Origin of the sequence: Ruegeria arenilitoris (assembly GCF_013031355.1) — a bacterium.
GTDB lineage: Bacteria > Pseudomonadota > Alphaproteobacteria > Rhodobacterales > Rhodobacteraceae > Ruegeria > Ruegeria arenilitoris_C.
In genome coordinates this window covers 119,987-139,412 of record NZ_WPZO01000005.1, presented here as the reverse complement: position 1 = coordinate 139,412, position 19,426 = coordinate 119,987, and the positions used below count along the sequence as shown (strand labels likewise).

The window sequence follows — 19,426 nt, the reverse complement described above, 5'->3', positions numbered from 1 at the left end:
GATGCTTTTACAGGCAATCATGCGATGCGTTTAGTTACATCCTATCTGTTGACCAGATACTAGTTGAAGCGCACTGCGACGAAACAAGGCTCTCCATTGCATCAGTATCGACCACCAAGTTTTTGAACATCTGTTCCGACCACTGCAGCGCGCCAGAGGTCAGAAGAAATGTTTCGGGAACAACGATCCACTCACCGATCCAGACCCCACCGGATCGTTCGTGTTCATGGTGGGTCAGTTCGCCAATCTGCTCTGCCCGCTGGCGTCCCAGCCGGGCGACGGCTTCGCCAAACTCCGATGCCCGTTGATTTCGTTTGTGGGCCATCGCAGAGGACGCTCCTTTTCCGGGCTCGTGCCTTTCAGCGAATTCACCAATGTCGGATGATGACAGTTGATTGACATTGTGGGCAATTTTACAAAGCGTCCCGCAGAGCGCCCCAAGCGCTGTGAGAATTTCGGCGACCCCGTCACGAGCGTTCTGCCAGTGCGGCTCGACCACATTGAGCCCGAGCGCGTGCGCAACGTCCCGTTTTATCTGATGGCCGGTGCCATTTTCATAGTTACGCAAGTCCCCGACGGGACCACCAATCTGAACATTCAATCCACGTTTTGCCGCATCTTGAAGTGCCTCAGATCGCCGGCCCAGTTCAGATCGCCAGACCTCAAGTTTCGTGGCAAGGCGGATCGGCACAGCATGCTGACCATTGGTTCTCCCCATCATCATTGTGTCCGGGTGAGCAGAAACATGATGATGGATTGCTGCCATGACATTGCGGAGGGTGCATTGTATCTGCTCCAGCCCCAGTTTCATCTGCAGCGCCAATGCTGTGTCCATGACATCCTGCGTTGTCGCACGGAAATGCACATGGGCCGCGTGGTCCGGCAGTAATCCGCGCAACTGCTTTACCAGCCCAACGATTGGGCGCCCGACAAGGATCATCTCAGCCTGCAGTTCGGCCAGATTTAGATCGCAGATTGAAACCGCTTCGAGCGCGGCAGCAGCTTTGGTTGGGATCAGCCCCGCTGCTGCCTGACGCGCTGCAAAAACCTGTTCGACCTTTAACCAGGCAGATATCGTCGCGTGCTCGCACCAGATAGACCGCATGTCCGCGCTGGAAAAGCAATCCCGGTAGATACCATAGTCAAGCATCTTCCAGCCCCCCGCGTGCGATGCGGCGTTCTTTGACGATGCCTCTGATCCTGAACGCCAAGGCGGCAAGACCGACGATGATAAAAGCCAACGCTATGGGACGCTCGACAAAGATCATCGCACCGCCCTCGGACATCAGCAGGGATTGGCGGAAAGTTTCCTCGGCACCCTTGGCCAGGACAAAAGAAATTACGAACGCTGCAACGTTAAAGTCGTATTTCCGCATCAGCCAACCCGCAAACCCTGCAAACGTCATGACGGTCACGTCGAACATCGATCCGCGGGCGGAATAGGCTGCCACGAAGGCGGTCAGGAATATCAGCGGATACAGAACATTGGTCGGAATTTTCAGGATAAGACGGGCAACTTGCGTGGCACCGAAATAGCCGATCAAACCATAGGCCAGGATACCGAGCATACCGCAGGCGAAAAGTTTGTAGACCAGTTCCTTGTCTGTCAGGAACAGGGTCGGACCAACCTGAATGCCGTGGATCAGGAAAACTCCCAACAGGATTGCCCCGATGGTCGAACCCGGAATGCCCAGTGTCAGCAATGGAGCCATCGACGGACCGGACACAGCATTGTTGGCGGCTTCAGGCGCGGCAACGCCTTCCAGCGCCCCCTTGCCCCACATTTCGGCGTTTTTGGCGCGGCGCTTACCTTCTCCGTATGAAATGAATGCTGCGATGGCCGAGCCCAGACCGGGCAGAACACCGATACCTGCGCCGATGAATCCACCACGCAAGGCATGCGGTAGACAGGGTTTGTATTCCTCCCAGGTCAGGCTGTTTCCGTCTTCCGTGCTTTCGTTTTCCTCGGTCTCATCGGTCGCCTTGCGACGGGTGTCCAACTGAGCGAATACCTCGCCCAAAACAAAAACGCCAATCATCAGCGGTACAAGCCCGACGCCATTGGACAGATCGAACGACCCGAATGTGTAACGCTCCTCGCTCGAAATCGGGTCCAAACCAACCATGGCGATCAGGATCCCCAACAATGCCGACGCCAGTCCTTTGACGATGGAATTGCCGATGACCGAACCGATGACGACAAAAGCGGCAAAGTAGATGGCAAACGTTTCCGGCGGGCCGAGTTTCAGGGCAATGGCCGCGATGAAGCCAACACCGATGACAAGCAGGATATCTCCCATCAGGTCGCCGATGATGGACGAGATTGTTGCCACTTTCATCGCCTTTCCGGCCTTGCCTGCGCGCGCCAATGGGTAGCCATCGATCTGCGTTGCAGCGCTGGCCGCCGTACCCGGTGTGTTGAACAGGATTGCCGCGATCGAACCGCCATACCTACCGGACTTGCCGATCACGTACAGAAACGCCAGTGCAAAGATCGGCGACATATAAAACGTGATGGGCAGCAACATCGCGATGGCCGCAGAGGCAGTCAGGCCGGGTGTCGCACCAACTACCATCCCCACGACAGCTGCAAGAACGATGGCAAAAAGCAACGTAGGGTCAGTGATCACCGACAGAAGTGCGGGAAAAATCTCCATGGTATTTTACCCCTGAATCCAGCTGAGCAGGTCGAAGACCTCGCCGTATGGCGGGAACACGCCCAGCAGGACGAAAAAGATGAGATGGAAGATCAGCGGACAAAGAACAACGGACAGGGCCAGACCGATCCGGCTGCGTACGCCGAAAATAGAAAGGACAACCGGGGCCGCGATCGCGGTCGGCAGCAGGTAACCAAACCAGCGGAACGACTGCTGATACACCAAAGCAATGATAAACAGACCGATGATCTGCAAGGTCGCACCGCTGTCTTGATCGTTGCCAGTGTCGCCCGCCGTCTGGCGCGTAGCACCCAACAGCATCACTCCGGACAGAGCGAGCAAGGCGAGAGCGGCAGAGAATGGAACGATCCCGGCCCAGGTATCCCCCGGAGACGGCGCAGGCACTTGCCAGGCCCCCCAGAGAGCAAAAAGAGAGATAAGGGCAAGCACCAGACCTTCTGTATAGGCACGCATGTCTTTCCTCCCGAATTCAACAGGTACAAGGGGGACCGGGTGACTACAGCTCACCCGGCCCTGAGGACGTTAGTTGGTCAGGCTTTGAACCAGAGGAGTGGCGTCCTCTTTCATCGTGGACAACGTTGCTTTGGCGTCTTTGCCACTTTGATAAACTGGACCAGTTCCGCGCGAGGCGAGTAGCTCGGCAAACTCGGGCTTTGCCGCGATCTGCTCAAGTGCAGTTTCCATCGCCGCGACCACTTCTGCCGGTGTGCCCTTGGGGGCAAACACGATCACTGGCGATGATACTGCGGCAAATGGAATGCCCAACTCACCAAACGAGGGTACATCACTCATGATACCATCCCGATCCTGGCTGTTGACGGCCAGTGCGCGCAACTGTTCTTCGAAACCGGCCAGTTGCTGAACACCAAGGAACCCGAAATCAGCCTGTTCACCGATCAGAGCAGCCCGGGTCGGCCCACCGCCTTTGAACGGCACATCTTGCGCGTCGATCCCGTTGCTGGCCAGAAAGCCCAAACCGCCGACATGGTGGAACCCGCCACGCCCCGAATGCGCCCAACGCAGATCGCCGGGATTAGCCTTGGCCGCGTCGATCACATCCTGAACGGTCTGATACGGGCTGTTGACAGGCACCATAAGTGACGTCTGCAATTGTCCGACCTGGGCGACGAAATCGAAGCTCTCCAACGCATCAATGTCGGTGTCCCGGGTCATCGTCGACAGCAGGAACGATCCTCCGGACGTCATCATCAATGTGTACCCGTCCGGCCGAGCACCAACCACTGCATTGGCACCGTTCAGGCCACCCGACCCCGGCTTGTTGACCACGACAACCGGCACATCCAGCACGCCTTCCGCAGCGGCCGAGATCGCGCGGGCATAGGCATCAGTCCCACCCCCCGCCTTGTATGGTACAACCAGATTGATCGGCCGTTTCGGCCAATCTGCGGCAAGGGTCGCTGTGGCCGTTGCGGTGACGGCAATGGCGGCAATTGCAGCACCAAGTAGCGTTCTGCGTTTCATGAGTAACCTCCCAATTTAGCTTGGGATCAAACTACGCCAAAACATCAATTGTAAAAAATGCAAAGGTGTTATCTACTCTTGCAAAATACGAAAGCATTCCGGGATGAACATCAAAGCCCTGCGCGCGTTTCGCGCGACATTGTCCGAAGGCTCGCTTGTCGCTGCGTCTGAAATCCTTCACCTTAGTCAGCCTGCGATCAGCCGCCTGATCTCGGGGCTCGAGGCTGAACTCAAGCTGACGTTGTTTGATCGCAGTGGTCGCAATCTGACCCCGACACCCGAAGGGTTGGCATTCTACCGCGAGGCGGGCCGCATCCTGGACAACCTTGATGAAGTTCCGCGCATCGCCGCCGAAATCCGGGCGGGTCGCACGGAAACTCTGCGGATCGTGACCATGCCCCGAATTGCGCAATCCCTGTCGGCTCCGGCTGTAGCGCGCTTTATGAAGAACAACCCCGGCACAAATATCAACCTTGATGTTCGAGCAAGGCGTGAAGCGGGAAAATGGTTGGCCGGACGGGAATACGACATCGGAATTGGTGCGTTGCCAGTCGATCATCCGGGCATTGTCACGAAACCACTGTTGAGAGTGAGAGCCCAAGCCGTTTTGCCTCTGGATCATCGACTTTCGTCCCATAGTGAACTGACGGCGGATGATCTTGCAGGTGAGACCGTTGTACGCCTAATGCACGGTCTGTTGTTGCGTGACCAATTGGACGATATTTTTCGCTCGGCGGGTGTTGTCCCACTGCAAACCTGCGAAGTGGCAGCATCTCAACTCGCGTGCTCGCTTGTCGCGGAAGGTGCTGGCGTAACAATCGCAGACGAGTTGGTTGCCGCGCAAACCAAATCAGACAAACTTGCGCTCGTGCCAGTATCACCTGAACGTTGGATGACGTTTGGCCTTCTCTATCCCGTCTCGGGCTCGAAGTCTGATGCCCTGCTTCTGTTCGAAAAGACATTGTTTGAAGTGGTCGAAGAGCTGGCGATACAAAGTCCGACGCTTGAGCTTGCTCAATGACTGTATCTTCGACCTTGATTGGTTCAATAGACTAGGACAAACGAAAATCCGCAGTGTTTTAAGCTTCCCACCTCCATTTTTCCATCAACCACGGCCTGTTACGGTCATTCATCGAGTCAAACCGTGCTGCAATGCAGCCTAACCGACCCAGCCATTCGCTGCGCCTGTGCGCTCGACGCGCTAACCGAAGTCGGCGGTGCGCAACAATCCGAACCTTCGTCAAACGTCCGCTTCTGGTTTTTGTTTGACTACCTGTGCGAGGTGATCAGCGAACAGCGACACTCGTTTGGGGATGAGGTCGCGGTAGGGCAGAACCAGGAACACGCCGACGTCCGGAAGCTCTTCATCGAGTTCGACAACTTCTATTTCCCCGCTCTGCACCAGTGATCGCGCCACGATCATCGGTGACAACCCCAGACCAATACCGCGCGAAATCGCATCGAGATAGGTTTGTGTGTGATTGGTCACGAATTTCCAATCGGTGTTGAACTTCCTGATCTTGCCATTCGACAAGTACGGCCAGTTGCCGCCATAGCGTTCCGTGCTGAAATTTAGACAATCATGGTGACGCAGATCGCCAATGTTTCTCGGCGAGCCGTGACGTTCGAGGTATCGCGGTGAAGAAAGTAGCCGCAAACGAGTTTCCGTGAGTTTACGAACAATCAGCGAGGAGTCCTCCAGCACGGTTGCAAGACGTATTGCGATATCGACGGTTTCACCGACGATATCTGTTGGGTTGTTGTCGAGCAGAAGGTCAACGCTGATGTTTGGATGGATGTGTTGGAACGACTCTATCGCGTCCAACAACAAGGGCGTTCCAAGTCCCTCGGGTGCAGCCACCTTGATGATACCTGACGGCAGAGTGGATGGATCGTCCGCAACCGAGTGCTCCAAGGCTTCGATCTGGTCAATGAGGCGTTTGCAGCCCTCATAGTAGCGCCTGCCAGCCTCGGTGATTTCCATGGTTCGGGTTGTCCGATTCAGAAGGCGCACCGCCAAGGATTTTTCCAGATTGTCGATGTGGCGACCAACGATCGTTGGGCTGACGTTTTGGTCCTTGGCCGCCCGCACAAAGCTGCCGAGTTCCACGACACGGCAAAAGAGCCGCATGTTTCTGAGTTTATCCATATTATGAACTTTTAGTTCATTATGTTCTGCATTCAACGCTGTTTATCAACAGGCCGACAGGCTCCATGTTCTCTGCATAACCTCAAAACGCTTCCCAAAGATGGTGAACCGGAGATCAAAAAATGGCCGAAAAAACTGACAAAACCACCAAGCGGACAGTCGTCAGTCCGTGGGATGGCAGCAAGATATTCTGGATGTCGGAGACTGAGTACACGGGCGTCGTGGTCGGCAAGGACGCGACCGCGAACGAGTACGTCATCAGCGACGGTTTGATCGGCCCCGGTGGCGCAATTCCGGACCACTACCACAAGTGGGAAGATCAGACATTCCACATTATCGAAGGTGAGTTGCTGGCAAAGATCGGGGATGAGGTCCTCAAGATCGGCCCCGGAGACACCGTACACTGCCCACGCGGCGTGTCACACTACATGAAGAACGTCGGCGACAGCCCGGCAAAACTCGTCAGCTACATCTTCCCCGGCGACTGGGCGGAAGACTTCATGGCGGAAACCTCAAGGCAGAACCATACCAACGAACGCGACTTTGCGCTGATCGAAGAGCGCTTTGGTGTCGTCTATCTGCCAACACCTTCCATCCACGACTGACTTCATTTCCATGACCCGGCGATGCCGGGTCGTTCGGACCGCAAAGGAGAACTCCGATGAGAAAGCTACTGATCGCGCTTGGCACCAGCCTGCTGATGGCTGGCGGCGCACTTGCCGCAGGCGATGATGACGTCAAACCAGTGATGACCCAACTAAAAGATGGCGTGTACCAGTTCCACATGGCGCACTATTCAAGCCTCGTGGTCGTCACCGACGACGGCGTGCTCGTTGTCGATCCCAACCAAGAGTTTCGTGCAGAGGCATTGCGCGCCGAGATCGCCAAGCTGACCGATCAACCGGTGGTGAAGGTGCTCTATTCCCATCCACATTTCGATCACTCTCGGGGCGGTCAGATTTTCAAGGATGAGGGGGCCGAATTCGTCACAAACGCCGGCTGTGCAGAGCTTCTCGCCCGCGATCTGGAAAACCGCGTTGTGCAGCCAGACGTTCTGTATGAAGGAGACATTCACCGCATAGATCTGGGCGGCAAGGTTGTCGAGATGCGCTACTACGGCGCCAATGACGGCCAGTGCAACAGCGCCATCTACATGCCTGAAGACAAGGTGTTGATGGCGGTGGACTGGCATTTGCAGGGGTTTGTAAACCTGCCCGGTCGTCTTAACACCCACGACTATGTGGGGTCACTCAACACGCTACGCCGCGTGACCAATGAGTTGGACTTCGACACTGTTATCTCAGGCCACATGGCTATGTCTTCTCCCGAGCATCTGGCCGAGGATCTGGCCTTTAACGAGGCTCTGTTCAACGCGGTCTGGGAAGGCATGCAGGCGGGTAAGTCGGTTGAAGAGATGAAGGAGACCATAAAGCTGCCCGAGTTCAGCCACTGGATCATGTACGAAGAGAACCTGCCAGCGCATATAGAGCGCATGGCCTACTCGATCTGGCACGGCCAATAGGCCGTAAGCGATGCAGGTCGGGCAGATTGCCCGGCCTCGTGTCGACGGACAAAGGACTGAACCGATGAAGCGAATACTGCTAACGGCGCTTACCAGCGTTATTCTGGTCACCAGCAAAGCAGCGAGCGCCCAGGAAGTCATCACCCGCGAATTGGCTAAGAACGTCTATGCGGTCAGCATACTCCACTACACCAGCCTCGTGGTTCTGGGCGATGATGAGGTCCTGATCACGGATACGGCCAACTCGTTTCGCGCCGCCATTCTTCGCCGGGAATTGGAAAGGCTCACAGATAAACCAGTCGGAAAAATTGTTCTGACCCACGAACATTTCGACCACAATGGCGGCACTGAGTTGTTTCCGGAGGCCGAAGTCGTCGCCCATCGAAACTTTGCCGAGTATGAGGGTCTTGATCCGCTCGGGATGCTGCCGCCGAAGATTCATGTAACGTACACGCATCAGATGACAATAGACATGGGGACGACGGCCGTTGAGCTAACGCATTACGGTGCTTCCGACGGTGTAGCTGTGTCTGTCATTCATCTGCCAAAAGAGAAGACCGTCGTCACAGCAGATATGTATACGGATGGTGGGTTGAATCGCGCCTTCACCCTGACCGACACCAATTTACTGGGCAATCGGCGCCTGCTCAACATGCTCGCTGGATGGGATCTGGAGCACGCAATCAATGTTCATTCGGTCAGCACCGATCTAGCCCCTCTGCGGCGCAAGGCACAATTTCTGAATGACCTCTACGACGCCATGCTGCCAACGCTGCAAGAAGTGGCAGAGCATGATGGCAGCCAGCTTGTTCCGACCATTATCGAGATGAGTGAGACCCTGAAGCTGCCTGAGTACGCGGATTTTGAGAACTACGAAGCATCGCTCTCTACCTACATAAGGAAAATGGGCTTCGCGATGATCCATGGGGGTTGATCATGAAGCTCTATGCCTTTGACAGCTGCCCCTTTTGTACCCGAGTTCGCACTTTGATCGGGCTGAAGGATATTGCCTGTGACATGGAGTTCGTTGTGGCAGGACAATTGCCCCAAGATATTGCAGCACAAATCGACCGCTTTGCAGTACCGATCCTGGAGATCAACGACCATGCGGAAACGAATAGTACGGTGATGCAGGAAAGCGGTGCGATCATTCGTTTTCTTGATGGGCTTGCCGAGCCAAAACTGTCTTCGTCGGTCGCTCCATCAACAGAAGTTCAGAGTTGGCTCGATACCCACCGTAAAACGATCAATGCGCTGTCCTATCCCCGAATGCCGGCTTTGAAGCTTCCCGAGCTCGGGTCGCGGGAAGCTATGAATTACTTTCTGTCGTCGCGGTCCAAGAGCCTGGGAATGTCTATAAAGGATGCGCTGAACGGTACCGACGAACTTGTCGCTCAACTTGAACCGGCTTTGTTTGAACTCGCCGATCTCGCAGAAGTGGAAGCGTTTTTAGATAATAAACGACCGATCAGCTTTGATGATCTGGCCCTGTTTTCCGAAATCCGAAACCTGAGCATGGTCTACGAACTCCGCCTGCCGAAACACCTGACGGACTTTGGGTGGAATATCAGTCAGGCATCAGATGTACCATTCTTTCGAGGCATTGCAGCCTCTGACCTGGAACAGCTCGCAGTCTTATGAGTCCGCAAAAATGTTGCCGATCGGTTCGCCAGGTCGGATGTTCACGGCCAGTGTGAAATGGTGAGGAGGTGGAAATGAACTGCACGCAATACGCTGCCATTGAAACACAGCACCAGCAAGGGCAAGTTTGGCACTCGGTCAGGTCATCAATACGCGTTTGGAGAACGTCAAAGCATGGTCACTTTGGTGATGTACAGCGATCAGATCATTCCGGAGAATGAGAAGGTCGATGCACGTCTACGCGATCTCATGGCCGGGCGTGGACGACGCATCGGATACGTGCCTTCGGGACCAGAACCGGACCGGCGGTTCTATCACGGAAGACAGGCCTACTATGCCAAGCTGAACCTCGAACTTCCGGTCTTCTTCGATATCACGGCTCCAGTCGATGCGGCTCGACTAACCGCCCTGTTCGAATGTGACGCAATCCATCTTGCAGGCGGAGACACCTCAAAATTCCTTCAACTTCTAAAATTCAACGGCCTCTTAAGTCTCTTGGCTGAATGGGTGCGAAAAGACGGTCTTTTGATTGGAACAAGCGCCGGTGCAATACTCATGACGCCTACAATTGCTCTTGATGCCATCTTCAGAGACGACGACCCTTTTGGTGTTCAAAACAGCGAGGCGCTAAACTTCGTTCCCTTCGAGTTCTTTCCTCACCTGAACAAAAGTAGCGATTACCTGCCGCAGCTCTTGGATTATTCCTCACGGACATTGAGCAGCATAGCAGCGTGTAAGGACGGAGATGGCATCGTAGTGAATGACGGTAACATCGAGAGCATTGGCGCAATCGTCTGGATAAAGAATGGGGTGATAGTCGATCCGTTGATGGCGGTCCGCTGAGGGTTTGTGGTGCAGCCGGGAGCACCCCGTAAGACCCCGCTCAGATGAGGACGACCCAAAGAGGTCGCCCGCAGGAGAGGTTCGATGCTGCGGTGCGGCCCGTCAGAGGAGACACTCGCCGCGTGTGCAAAATCCCAGAAGCCACGAGTTTACAGATTGCGGGACAAAGCGGCCGCTCCTGTTCCGCTCAACATTGGCTGCTTTCACTCCGGAACGTATCGAGGATAGGTCTTCTTGCTGAATTTCGCGAAACCCAAGTCGATTTCGGCGGTAGCATAGGGATTGTCGGCGTCGGTTGTTGCCAAGACGTTGCCCTCTGGATCGATGATCCAACTCAATCCGCCCAGGTCGGGGCCGTCGCCTTTGGGTGCCCAGAGATTCGATGAAAGGCAATAGGCGCCTGAACAGACCGCCGCCGCTCGTCCGCCTGCCAACCATTTGTCGACTGAACCGTGAGGCGTAGCGCGTGGGACGCACAGCAAATCCACCCGTGCAGCCGCGTAGTGCCTCGCCCATTCGAAGAACCACATCTCAGTACAGATTTGGACACCCAGGCGCATACCAAGCACCCGTGCTGTGTCGAAGCGCCCGTCGCCACGATCATACCAGGTGTGCTCGTAGTATCCCGGCTCGTCGGGCAGGTAGTACTTTTCGTGGAATGATGTCGCGATATCGGTTTCACTTGCCCAAACATAGGCTTGGTTGCGGCGACTGCCGGCTGCGTTTACCGCTGGTCGCGTCCCCAAAACGCCGCCGACGCCGTAGCTGGAAAGCTGTGAGATATGATGATCATGCGCTGCAACGGCTTGATCCCAGCGGTTTGCATCCGGAGTCTCATCCGCCGCCAGCCAGTCCGAAAACCCCATTTCGGGCAACAACAGGAACTCGGTGCCATTGGCTTTGATGTGCTCTTTGAGGCCCGACAGGAAAGCTTCGAGTTTTGAGGCGCGCGGGTCAATCTGGCAAACTGTTACTTTCATTTCCATGGTTCCTTTTGTTTCGATCGCATTGTGACCAAACAAAACCTGTCGAAACAGATATAATTACCTTTCAAATCGCAAGGATTCTGGCGAATATGGATGCGAATTACACTTTTCGCCAGGGATTCAATGGACGACACAGACAGGGAACTGCTGAGGCTTCTCAGCATGGATTCGCGCCGTTCTGCTGCAGAACTTGCACGCGTTCTGAATGTATCGCGTGCGACGGTTCAGAATCGAATTGAAAGGCTGAAGGCCAACGGAACCATCAAGCGGTTTACATTGGAGTTGGGGATTCACTCTGAACAGGCGTTTGTCGAAGCCTTGGTTTTATTGTCTCTGAAGTCTGGTGACAGCCGCAAGACTATTGACCAACTCAAGCGTATTCCCGAAGTGGAAAGCTTAAGCAGCGCCAATGGGGCGTATGACCTCATTCTGGAACTGCGAGTGTCGTCGCTCCAGCTTCTGGATCGCATTCTTCAAGACGTCAGGCGTATGCCTATGATCTCGGACACGATCAGCAGCATTCGTCTCAACCGCTTCAATTAAAGAAACAGCAGACAGGCATGACTGGCTGACACCAGGTCGGCCCATAGCTGCCGTCCACCGCGCAAATCGAACGCTGCAGCGTGGCCTATCGAACCCGACAGTCGCTGCGGGTGCGCATTTGAAGGTCAGCCAAATTCACATTACCCCAGCAATCGGCACTCAAGCTTCAATCTTTGCCATCGCTGACAACAGCGCGGCGCGTATGTTTTCAATCTCATTCGGTCGGCTTAATTCTTCAAAATGGAGCTTGTCGTGTTCCATCACGTCTTTCATTGCGCGCTCGATGAGGTGTTCGCCTGTTTCGGTCAATTGAACGATCTTGCTGCGACCGTCATTTGGGTTGGGGGTCCGTGCAACCAAGCTTCTGCGCTCAAGGTCGAGTAAAATATTGGCCGCACCGCCTGTGGTCAGGAGCGCAGATTTACAGAGGTCTGATGGCGTTAGCTGGCGCGGTTTCGGCTGCGCTCGAAGCGCGACCAGAACTTCGAAGGCTGCGTGCGTGAGATCGAATCTGGCCAAGGCCTCCTCCGTGCGGGCCCGGATCAGCTCGTTCAAACGGATCACCGAGAAAATGATGTCGGTTTCCGGCGAAGCCGCCTCAGGCCAGTTGAGTTCGATCCGCTCGAGAAGTGATCGAATTGGAATTTGGTCGGACATGCGCACCCCCTCATTGCTGCTTCAAAAGTATTTTACCTTTACAGAAAGGTAAATGGTCATTATACCTTTCCAAAAAGGTAAACTGAGGGCCCTGCGAAATGTGTAATTTGGCGAACGCTTTGATCGATAATCTGCCCAAGGCAGAACTGCATGTTCATTTAGAGGGAACCTTGGAGCCCGAGATGATGCTGAAGTTGGCCCGTCGAAACAAAGTGTCGCTGCCCTATGAGACGGTCGAGGACGTGCGAAGAGCTTACGAGTTCGACTGCCTTCAGGATTTTCTGGATCTGTATTACCTCGGAATGTCCGTGCTTGTAACTGAGCAGGACTTCTTTGATCTGACTTGGGCTTACCTGACCCGAGTGCATTCAGACCGTCTGACCCATGTTGAACTGTTCTTTGATCCCCAACCGCATATGGACAGAAACGTCGCCTTTGAAACTGTTGTCGAGGGGATCACACGCGCGCTTGAGGCAGGGGCAAAGGAGTTCGGTATTTCGTCCAAGCTGATCATGTGCATCGTGCGCCACCTGCCCGAAGAGCATGCTTTTACCGCATTGGAATGCGCGAAGAAGCATAAAGAGCATATCTACGGAATTGGTTTGGACAGCACAGAGCGTGGAATCCCTCCTGCGACCTTTGCACGTGTTTTCAAGGCTGCGCGGGAAGAGGGGTTTGTGCCTGTTGCCCATGTGGGTGAAGAAGGCACCTCTGAAAACGTCAAGGAGGCGCTCGACCTCCTCAAGATCGAGCGCGTGGATCATGGAAACCACGCTCTGGACGATCCCTCGTTAGTGTCGCGTTTGGCGCACCAAAAAACGCCTCTAACTATGTGCCCGCTTTCCAACTGGCGGCTCAAAGTCATCCCGGATTTGACCCAGAGCCCGGTCAAAAAGGCGTTGGACGAAGGCCTCCTGGTAACAATCAACTCGGACGACCCATCTTATTTCGGTGGCTATATCAATGACAATTATCGCGCCGTTCAGAAGAACCTGAACCTCAGCGAAAAAGACGTCATTCAATTGGCCAAGAATTCCTTTGCCGGTTCGTTCTTGAGCGATCCTGAAAAACAGGCGCAGCTGGACAAGATCGACCGACAGGTCGGGACGTTGCAAAAGACCATGGGCTGATCTGGTTCATCGTCTGGACTTTGGAGCATCACTTCGTGTCCAGTTTGATGTCGATCAGCTTGGTCCCGTTCAGGCAATCCATGCCCCGCACTGTGATGCGCCCGTTCGTGATCGCCTCGATCTGCACGCGCGCAGTTGCAATCGGGTTGGGACGGTGGGGCGAGCGTAGCGCAAAGACGCCGCGCGGACTCTCCTCGCACCTGCCGCCCCGACGCTGAACCAGCAGGTTCCTGTCGACTCCTTCGAGCCAATAGAGCACAAGGATGGTTTGCCCGGCTTCAAGGCCCAAAAGCCCTTCGGCAAAACGAGGATCCAAGACAATAGCGCAGAGCGGGCCGTCGGCCTGAATATTGTTTGGGCACTCGTCCAGCGACTGATAGGGCGTTTCGATATGACCGATGAACGTTAAGTCAAATGTCATTGTCTGCTCTTTCACTTCGATGGTCTGTTCGTCAGCGTGGTGTAGGTCAGCAGTGTAGCAAGGATGACACCCCCACCTGCGAAGCTGGCCAGCGGCGGGATTTCCCCGAAGACCCCAAAAGCGAAAAGCGGGGCCAAAACCGCCTCGGCCATCAGGATCATCCCCACCTCGGGTGCTGTGATGTATCGAGTTGCCACTTGCGACAGGACCCGTCCAAACGGCGCGGTAAACAGTCCCATCACCGCCATGACCGCCCAGGTGCTTGCGCTATAGGTTGATGGTGTAGCCAGAAACACCATAACGATGGCAAGAAAGAAACCGCCCATGCCAACGCTCGCCATTCGGCTGACCGCCTGAAACCGGCGCAAAAGCACCATGTTCAGCGAGACAAAGCTGACTGCAATCAGCGCCAGGGCGTCTCCCAACAGGTTGCCCGACCCGAACGAGCCGGACACGACGATTGCGATCCCGACCATCACTGAAGCGATGGCAATCCAGGTGGCGCGCCGCGTCACCTCACCCAAGAAGACCCAACTGAATAGCGCCGCTAAGGCGGGGGATGTGCTGAGGATTACAATGGTATTGGCAACTGAGGTGTTTTTGAGACTGAAGATCAAAGCCGTCGCGCTGCCCAGCATCAAGAGGCCCGAGAGGATAACTGGCCAACCGCTTGCCTTCAGTGTTCCGATCAACCCCTTGTCCTCGCGCAGTTGAATGAAGGCCGACATGGAAAGAGCGGTGAACAGGCCAAACAGAAAGGCCGTGTCAAAGCCGCCCACACCGGACAACCGAATGAAGATTGCGTCGAAACTCATCAACGTTGCCCCGGCCAAGGCGATCAGGATGCCGGTCATCTGAGCATCACCGGACGCCGAGTGGATGGACGTATTAGTCATGTCGATTCCCCAAAATCATACTTGCCGGTATGCTTAATGATTCTTGAGAAGGAGTCAATATTGCCATACTATTTAGTATGATTATTTGAGGTGCCTACACATGAGCAAGATGGAAGCCAAACGAGAGCTAAAGCGCCAAGCCATCCTTGAGGCTGCCGAACAGGCGTTTTTGACTGACGGGTATTCCGACGCCAACATGGACGCTATCGCCGCACAGGCGGGCGTGACCAAGCAAACGGTCTATCGCTATTACCCGTCCAAGGCCGATCTATTCCGGGAAACGCTGAAAGCGATGGGTGCGCGCCATGATGATGGCGCAAGCGATCTACTTGACCTTCCTGACACCCAAGAGGCGCTGCGCTGCTTTGCCATCAGTTTCATGCAGGCCCACCTGTCTAAAGAACACCTGTGCACCTTCCGCTTGCTTGTCTCTGAAAGCGTCCGCGCCCCGGAGATGATCCAGGCCTTCTTCTCGGTCGGCCCCGCCGGAACTGAAGAACGATTGCGACGGTTCTTCACCGAGCGGCTCCATATCCAAGAGCCAGCCCCCATGATCCGCTTGTGGACCGCCATGTTGTTCGCGTTCCAAGATGAGGCCCTGTTGGACGTGCACCATCCGACCAAGGCGGAACTTGAAGAGCACGCAACAAGGGCGACGCAAGTCTTCTTGTCTGGTGTCACCGCGCAAAGCTGAACCCGAAGGTAGAAGCGGACAGCGGCCTTGTGAACTTGCACATACTGCTGCCGCAACTTCTCCTCGCACATGCAACGCGCGGATGCTGGTACGCGGCGAACGTCAACAGACCGGCCATTCGCAACCTTGAACTTCAAACTTTCCTTTCGCCACAGCCGAACAGAATAAGCCGAAATCGGGCTGGGGTAGATGGTGGCTTTTACTGGACAGCGCTACAGCCTCGGTAAGCAACCGATCCAATTTCTGTATGAAGGTGACAGCGCAAACGTCACATTTATCCGAATGGACCTCGCCTCGCTCGCCAGTGTGCGCGAAGCCGCCGCAGAAGTCCTGAAAACTGTGCCTCACATCGACGCTCTTATCTGCAACGCCGCCATCGCGCAGGTGCCAACGCAAATAATCACCGCGGACGGCCATGAAAGCATGTTGAGGACGAACCATTTTGGTCACTTCCTGCTGGGCGGACTGCTCTTCGAACGCGTCGAGGCATCGAACAGCCGGATCGTGGTTATCAGCGGCCTTGGCTACAACATGGGGATCAAAACCATCCAGTTCGACGACCTGAACTGGGACAAGAACTATCACCAGAGCCGCACCTACTGTCAGAGTAAACTGGCGCAGATGATGTTTGCATTTGAACTACGGGATCGGCTGGCCGCCGCCGGAAGAACAACCGTCGAAGTCTATGTCTGCCATCCCGGCGCATTACGCACGTCACTTGTCCAAACCAGCGCGGACCTGAAGACAAGGATCCTGTTCGGCTTGATGTCACTCCTCCCGATTGTTCAGTCGGCCGAGAAAGTCTCCTGGCCCGAAGTCATGTGTGCGACCGGGAATGATCTGGAGCAGCGCGCGCTCTATGGCCCGACCGGGCTTTTGGAGTTTGTTGGTGCGGTAGGCAAGGGCACGCTGCATCCCCACGCTCACGACAAGCAGGTTATGACCAAGCTGTGGGATGTGTCCGAAGAAGCAACGGAATTCGCCTGGCAGTTTTGAGTGAGCAGGGGTTGAACTCGCTCAATTCAACTTGCGCCAAAGCAGACGTTGCAACGCAGTGCGGCAACCTGAGATTTGGACGAATTTTCAGAGCACTTGTGATCGCTACGTTCATCGCCGCATGTTCACGTAGTGCTACGTCGGCATTCAACGCGATGGCAACTAATCGACCGCACTGACCGCAGAGTAAAGCCTGCGAAACCGCGACAATCGCTCGGACATTGCAGATGGGTCAGAGGGTTCAAACATTTCGACAGCCGGCGGCCGAAGCGCGAGATCCGTCATGCTCAATGCCCCGTCGCCACAGGCTGCCAAACGGGCCGCGCCGCAGGCCGGACCGGAGTCCGCGTCCTCTGAGCGAACAATGGGTTTGCCTGTAACCGATGCGATCATACCCAGCAAAAGATCTGATCTGCTGCCCCCTCCGATAGCGGCCAGTTCCGGCAAGCCGTTGATCGTGTCGCCGAAACTCTGTGCCGCATCAGCAAAGCAAAACGCAATGGCCTCCAATACAGAACGGCAAATGTCTGCGCGTGTCGTCGCATCCTCAAGACCAAAGAAACAGGCGCGAATATGAGGATCGCCGAGCGGGCTGCGCTCACCAGTCAGATACGGCAGGAAAATTGGAACGCGGTCACCGCTGACCGTTTCGGCAAGTGCGACAACCTCGGCTGCGGACAGTCCCAGTTGACCGCCAATCCATGAAATCGGCCTTGCGCCATTCAGCATCGCCGCCATTTGATACCAACGGCCGGGCAAAGTGTGTGCAAAAGCATGTACATAGCGTTCGGGGTTGGGTTTGTAAGCCCGATCCGCCACGAACAGCTGGCCGGACGTTCCTAACGAGATGAAGCCTCGCCCCGGTTCGGTGGCACCCAAAGACACCGCCCCGGTTGCGGCATCCCCTCCTCCGGCCACGACGGGCACGTCAGGTCTCAATCCTGTCTCAGCTGCGGCCTGTGCTGTCACAGTGCCAACGACACTGTGGCCGTCGAAAATCTGCGGCAGCCAATCGCGTGCCACGTCAGAAGCCTCGGCAATTCCGGCATGCCAGTTTCGCGACGCCTGATCCAGCCACAATGTCCCGGCGGCATCGGACGCGTCGGTTGCCAATTCTCCATGAAGGCATAACCCAATATAATCCTTGGGCAGGAGAATATGGGAAAGCTGTGCATAGTTGGCAGGCTCATGTTTTTTCAACCAAGCAATCTTGGGCGCGGTAAAGCCCGGCAAGGGAAGGACGCCGGCAATCTGGCCAATTTCCGGCTGGGCCGCGCGCAGGTCCTCACATTCCTGTACTGCCCTACTGTCATTCCACAGGATTGCTGAACGGACCGGACGCAGATCACGGTCCAGCAAAACAGCGCCGTGCATTTGGCCGGACAACCCGATGGCTTTAACCTCCGACAGCGCGATTTGCCCGGCAAGTTGCGTCAGCGCATCACGCGTCGCCTGCCACCAGAGCTCCGGGTGTTGCTCTGACCAGCCGGGCTGCGGCGAGGAGGTCTGGATCCCGACGGAAGACGACGCAAGAATTCGGTCGGTGTCCGCACAGACAAGCTTGACCGCTGACGTTCCGATATCGATCCCGAGATACATTCAAACCCCTTGCCCGACCCATGCCTGGCTATTGATTTTTTTGCGCGCGCAAAGAATATGTAAAACGATGATAAGATCAAGGCGGCGATGATCCGCAGGCAGACTGGCATGACCAAAATTAAGAATATGGAAGAGTTCGCGGCCCTCAGCGGTATCTCGCGGCCCACGGTGTCCAAATACTTCCACGATCCCGACAGTGTTCGCCCAAAAACAAGAGCACGCATCGAAGAGGCGCTGGAGCGGTTCGACTATCGTCCCAATATCTATGCGGTGAACCAAAACCGGAAGCTGACGAAGAATATCGGCATTGTCGTGCCCTATCTGGCCGATCCGTTCTTTGCCGAAATCGCGCGCTATCTTGAGCAAAGCTGTATCGCGGCGGGGTATCGCCCATTCTTGTTTAGCGCACATGGCGAGCAAAAACTGGAAAATGAGATTCTAGACGGCCTGCAATCCCTGAAACCCGCCGGGGTTTTGCTGGCGCCATTAGGACGGATTTCAGACCGATCAGCGATCGAGAAGTTCTGCGCCAATGTTCCGACAGTTCTGTTTGACAGCAACCTGGATGGTCTGGGGGCAGCCTTTATCGGGTCGGACAATTTCAGCTTTGTATCGCAGACCGTGGAATATATGACCCGGACGGGCGAACCGCCTTCGTTTTTTGAAATGCGAACGCCTGCGAACCCAAACGCCAACAAGCGCAGGAAGGCTTATGTTGACGTGATGGAGCGCCTCGGGTTCGAGCCTCATATCATCAAAGTCGACGGCAAAGGATGGGCGTTTGAAGAGATTGGGCACAGGGGCGCACTGAAAGTCCTGGAAGAGCGTGGCCTGAAGACGGATTCGGTGCTGTGCAGCAATGACCGGCTTGCCATCGGCTTTCTTGCAGCCTGTTTCGAACAAGGGATTCGGGTCGGTCGGAAAGAAGATTGCACGCTGCGCGTGGCCTCAAATGACGATCATCCGTTCGCAAAATTCACGTGCCCGTCTTTGACAACGGCAGCGCATGACTATGACAACGTGGCCGCCCGTAGCGTCGAAACTTTGTTCGAACTTATTGAAAGTGGAGGGAAATTCGATTCCCGAACTGAAACCCTCTTCCCCGCAAGACTTGTTTTAAGGGACTCCGCATAACTCACTATTTTTAACGCGCGTAAAGTTTTTATTGACGTCGCGACAATTTACGATC

General features: G+C 55.4%; 21 protein-coding genes. 11 read left to right on the top strand and 10 right to left on the bottom strand.

The genetic code is table 11. The annotated features are described in order from the left end of the window. Positions 1-34 precede the first annotated feature (34 nt). The 4 genes from GOX63_RS13665 to GOX63_RS13650 all read right to left on the bottom strand — a co-directional run bounded on the left by GOX63_RS13665 (position 35) and on the right by GOX63_RS13650 (position 4,160). Positions 35-1,150 carry a lyase family protein gene (locus GOX63_RS13665; RefSeq protein ID WP_170546013.1) on the bottom strand — a complete coding sequence of 372 codons (1,116 nt, stop codon included), beginning with the start codon at positions 1,148-1,150 and terminating at the stop codon, positions 35-37. Next, positions 1,143-2,657 (bottom strand): tripartite tricarboxylate transporter permease, encoded by a 1,515-nt coding sequence (locus GOX63_RS13660; RefSeq protein ID WP_170546010.1) that lies wholly within the window; start codon positions 2,655-2,657, stop codon positions 1,143-1,145. Before GOX63_RS13660 ends, GOX63_RS13665 begins: the two co-directional genes overlap by 8 nt. Before the next feature lie 6 nt (positions 2,658-2,663). Further along, a complete protein-coding gene (locus GOX63_RS13655; protein WP_170546006.1) occupies positions 2,664-3,131 on the bottom strand; it encodes a tripartite tricarboxylate transporter TctB family protein in 468 nt (155 codons plus the stop codon). A gap of 69 nt (positions 3,132-3,200) precedes the next feature. Further along, positions 3,201-4,160: a tripartite tricarboxylate transporter substrate binding protein gene (locus GOX63_RS13650; protein ID WP_170326636.1), complete on the bottom strand. Its 960-nt coding sequence runs from the start codon at positions 4,158-4,160 to the stop codon at positions 3,201-3,203. A 103-nt stretch (positions 4,161-4,263) separates the two neighbouring features. On the opposite strand from GOX63_RS13650, the gene GOX63_RS13645 reads away from it, so the two are divergent. Continuing rightward, positions 4,264-5,181 carry a LysR family transcriptional regulator gene (locus GOX63_RS13645; RefSeq protein WP_170326637.1) on the top strand — a complete coding sequence of 306 codons (918 nt, stop codon included), beginning with the start codon at positions 4,264-4,266 and terminating at the stop codon, positions 5,179-5,181. 219 nt (positions 5,182-5,400) lie between these two features. Here the strand turns inward: GOX63_RS13645 and GOX63_RS13640 are convergent, their stop codons facing one another. Then, on the bottom strand, positions 5,401-6,309 hold the full coding sequence (locus tag GOX63_RS13640; protein WP_170546003.1) for a LysR family transcriptional regulator: 909 nt from the start codon (positions 6,307-6,309) through the stop codon (positions 5,401-5,403). Positions 6,310-6,431: 122 nt separating this feature from the next. On the opposite strand from GOX63_RS13640, the gene GOX63_RS13635 reads away from it, so the two are divergent. The 5 genes from GOX63_RS13635 to GOX63_RS13615 all read left to right on the top strand — a co-directional run bounded on the left by GOX63_RS13635 (position 6,432) and on the right by GOX63_RS13615 (position 10,315). Next, entirely contained in the window at positions 6,432-6,914 is a 483-nt protein-coding gene (locus GOX63_RS13635) for a cupin domain-containing protein (protein ID WP_170546000.1), read from the top strand. Between the two features lie 56 nt (positions 6,915-6,970). Then, complete coding sequence (locus GOX63_RS13630) at positions 6,971-7,831, top strand: MBL fold metallo-hydrolase (RefSeq protein ID WP_170545997.1); 861 nt, start codon at positions 6,971-6,973, stop codon at positions 7,829-7,831. 64 nt (positions 7,832-7,895) lie between these two features. Next, complete coding sequence (locus GOX63_RS13625) at positions 7,896-8,765, top strand: MBL fold metallo-hydrolase (RefSeq protein WP_170545994.1); 870 nt, start codon at positions 7,896-7,898, stop codon at positions 8,763-8,765. Positions 8,766-8,767: 2 nt separating this feature from the next. Next, positions 8,768-9,472, top strand: coding sequence for a glutaredoxin 2 (gene grxB / locus GOX63_RS13620; protein WP_170545992.1), 705 nt, complete (start codon positions 8,768-8,770; stop codon positions 9,470-9,472). A 174-nt stretch (positions 9,473-9,646) separates the two neighbouring features. Continuing rightward, positions 9,647-10,315, top strand: coding sequence for a Type 1 glutamine amidotransferase-like domain-containing protein (locus tag GOX63_RS13615; RefSeq protein ID WP_170545989.1), 669 nt, complete (start codon positions 9,647-9,649; stop codon positions 10,313-10,315). Positions 10,316-10,518: 203 nt separating this feature from the next. Here GOX63_RS13615 and GOX63_RS13610 read toward each other — a convergent pair whose 3' ends face one another. Then, a complete protein-coding gene (locus tag GOX63_RS13610) occupies positions 10,519-11,295 on the bottom strand; it encodes a carbon-nitrogen hydrolase family protein (RefSeq protein WP_170326643.1) in 777 nt (258 codons plus the stop codon). Positions 11,296-11,424: 129 nt separating this feature from the next. Between GOX63_RS13610 and GOX63_RS13605 the strand changes: the two genes are divergently transcribed. After that, the gene (locus GOX63_RS13605) at positions 11,425-11,844 is read left to right on the top strand and encodes an Lrp/AsnC family transcriptional regulator (protein WP_170326644.1); all 420 of its coding nucleotides are present in this window, start codon (positions 11,425-11,427) and stop codon (positions 11,842-11,844) included. Positions 11,845-12,003: 159 nt separating this feature from the next. On the opposite strand, the gene GOX63_RS13600 is transcribed toward GOX63_RS13605, so the two are convergent. Beyond that, on the bottom strand, positions 12,004-12,501 hold the full coding sequence (locus GOX63_RS13600; protein WP_170326645.1) for a MarR family winged helix-turn-helix transcriptional regulator: 498 nt from the start codon (positions 12,499-12,501) through the stop codon (positions 12,004-12,006). A 119-nt stretch (positions 12,502-12,620) separates the two neighbouring features. Between GOX63_RS13600 and GOX63_RS13595 the strand changes: the two genes are divergently transcribed. Beyond that, the gene (locus GOX63_RS13595; RefSeq protein ID WP_217356200.1) at positions 12,621-13,631 is read left to right on the top strand and encodes an adenosine deaminase; all 1,011 of its coding nucleotides are present in this window, start codon (positions 12,621-12,623) and stop codon (positions 13,629-13,631) included. Between the two features lie 28 nt (positions 13,632-13,659). On the opposite strand, the gene GOX63_RS13590 is transcribed toward GOX63_RS13595, so the two are convergent. Together GOX63_RS13590 and GOX63_RS13585 are read right to left on the bottom strand one after the other, a co-directional pair. Beyond that, positions 13,660-14,052, bottom strand: coding sequence for an SAM-dependent methyltransferase (locus tag GOX63_RS13590; RefSeq protein ID WP_170326647.1), 393 nt, complete (start codon positions 14,050-14,052; stop codon positions 13,660-13,662). 11 nt (positions 14,053-14,063) lie between these two features. After that, on the bottom strand, positions 14,064-14,948 hold the full coding sequence (locus tag GOX63_RS13585) for a DMT family transporter (RefSeq protein WP_170326648.1): 885 nt from the start codon (positions 14,946-14,948) through the stop codon (positions 14,064-14,066). A 100-nt stretch (positions 14,949-15,048) separates the two neighbouring features. Between GOX63_RS13585 and GOX63_RS13580 the strand changes: the two genes are divergently transcribed. Both GOX63_RS13580 and GOX63_RS13575 read left to right on the top strand, forming a co-directional pair. Further along, positions 15,049-15,642, top strand: a complete 594-nt coding sequence (locus tag GOX63_RS13580) for a TetR/AcrR family transcriptional regulator (RefSeq protein WP_170326649.1) — start codon at positions 15,049-15,051, stop codon at positions 15,640-15,642. Between the two features lie 189 nt (positions 15,643-15,831). Continuing rightward, on the top strand, positions 15,832-16,638 hold the full coding sequence (locus GOX63_RS13575; protein WP_170326650.1) for an SDR family NAD(P)-dependent oxidoreductase: 807 nt from the start codon (positions 15,832-15,834) through the stop codon (positions 16,636-16,638). A gap of 162 nt (positions 16,639-16,800) precedes the next feature. On the opposite strand, the gene xylB is transcribed toward GOX63_RS13575, so the two are convergent. Further along, entirely contained in the window at positions 16,801-18,237 is a 1,437-nt protein-coding gene (gene xylB / locus GOX63_RS13570; RefSeq protein WP_170545986.1) for a xylulokinase, read from the bottom strand. A 108-nt stretch (positions 18,238-18,345) separates the two neighbouring features. Between xylB and GOX63_RS13565 the strand changes: the two genes are divergently transcribed. Next, positions 18,346-19,371 (top strand): LacI family DNA-binding transcriptional regulator, encoded by a 1,026-nt coding sequence (locus GOX63_RS13565; protein WP_170545983.1) that lies wholly within the window; start codon positions 18,346-18,348, stop codon positions 19,369-19,371. The last annotated feature ends 55 nt before the right edge of the window (positions 19,372-19,426 follow it).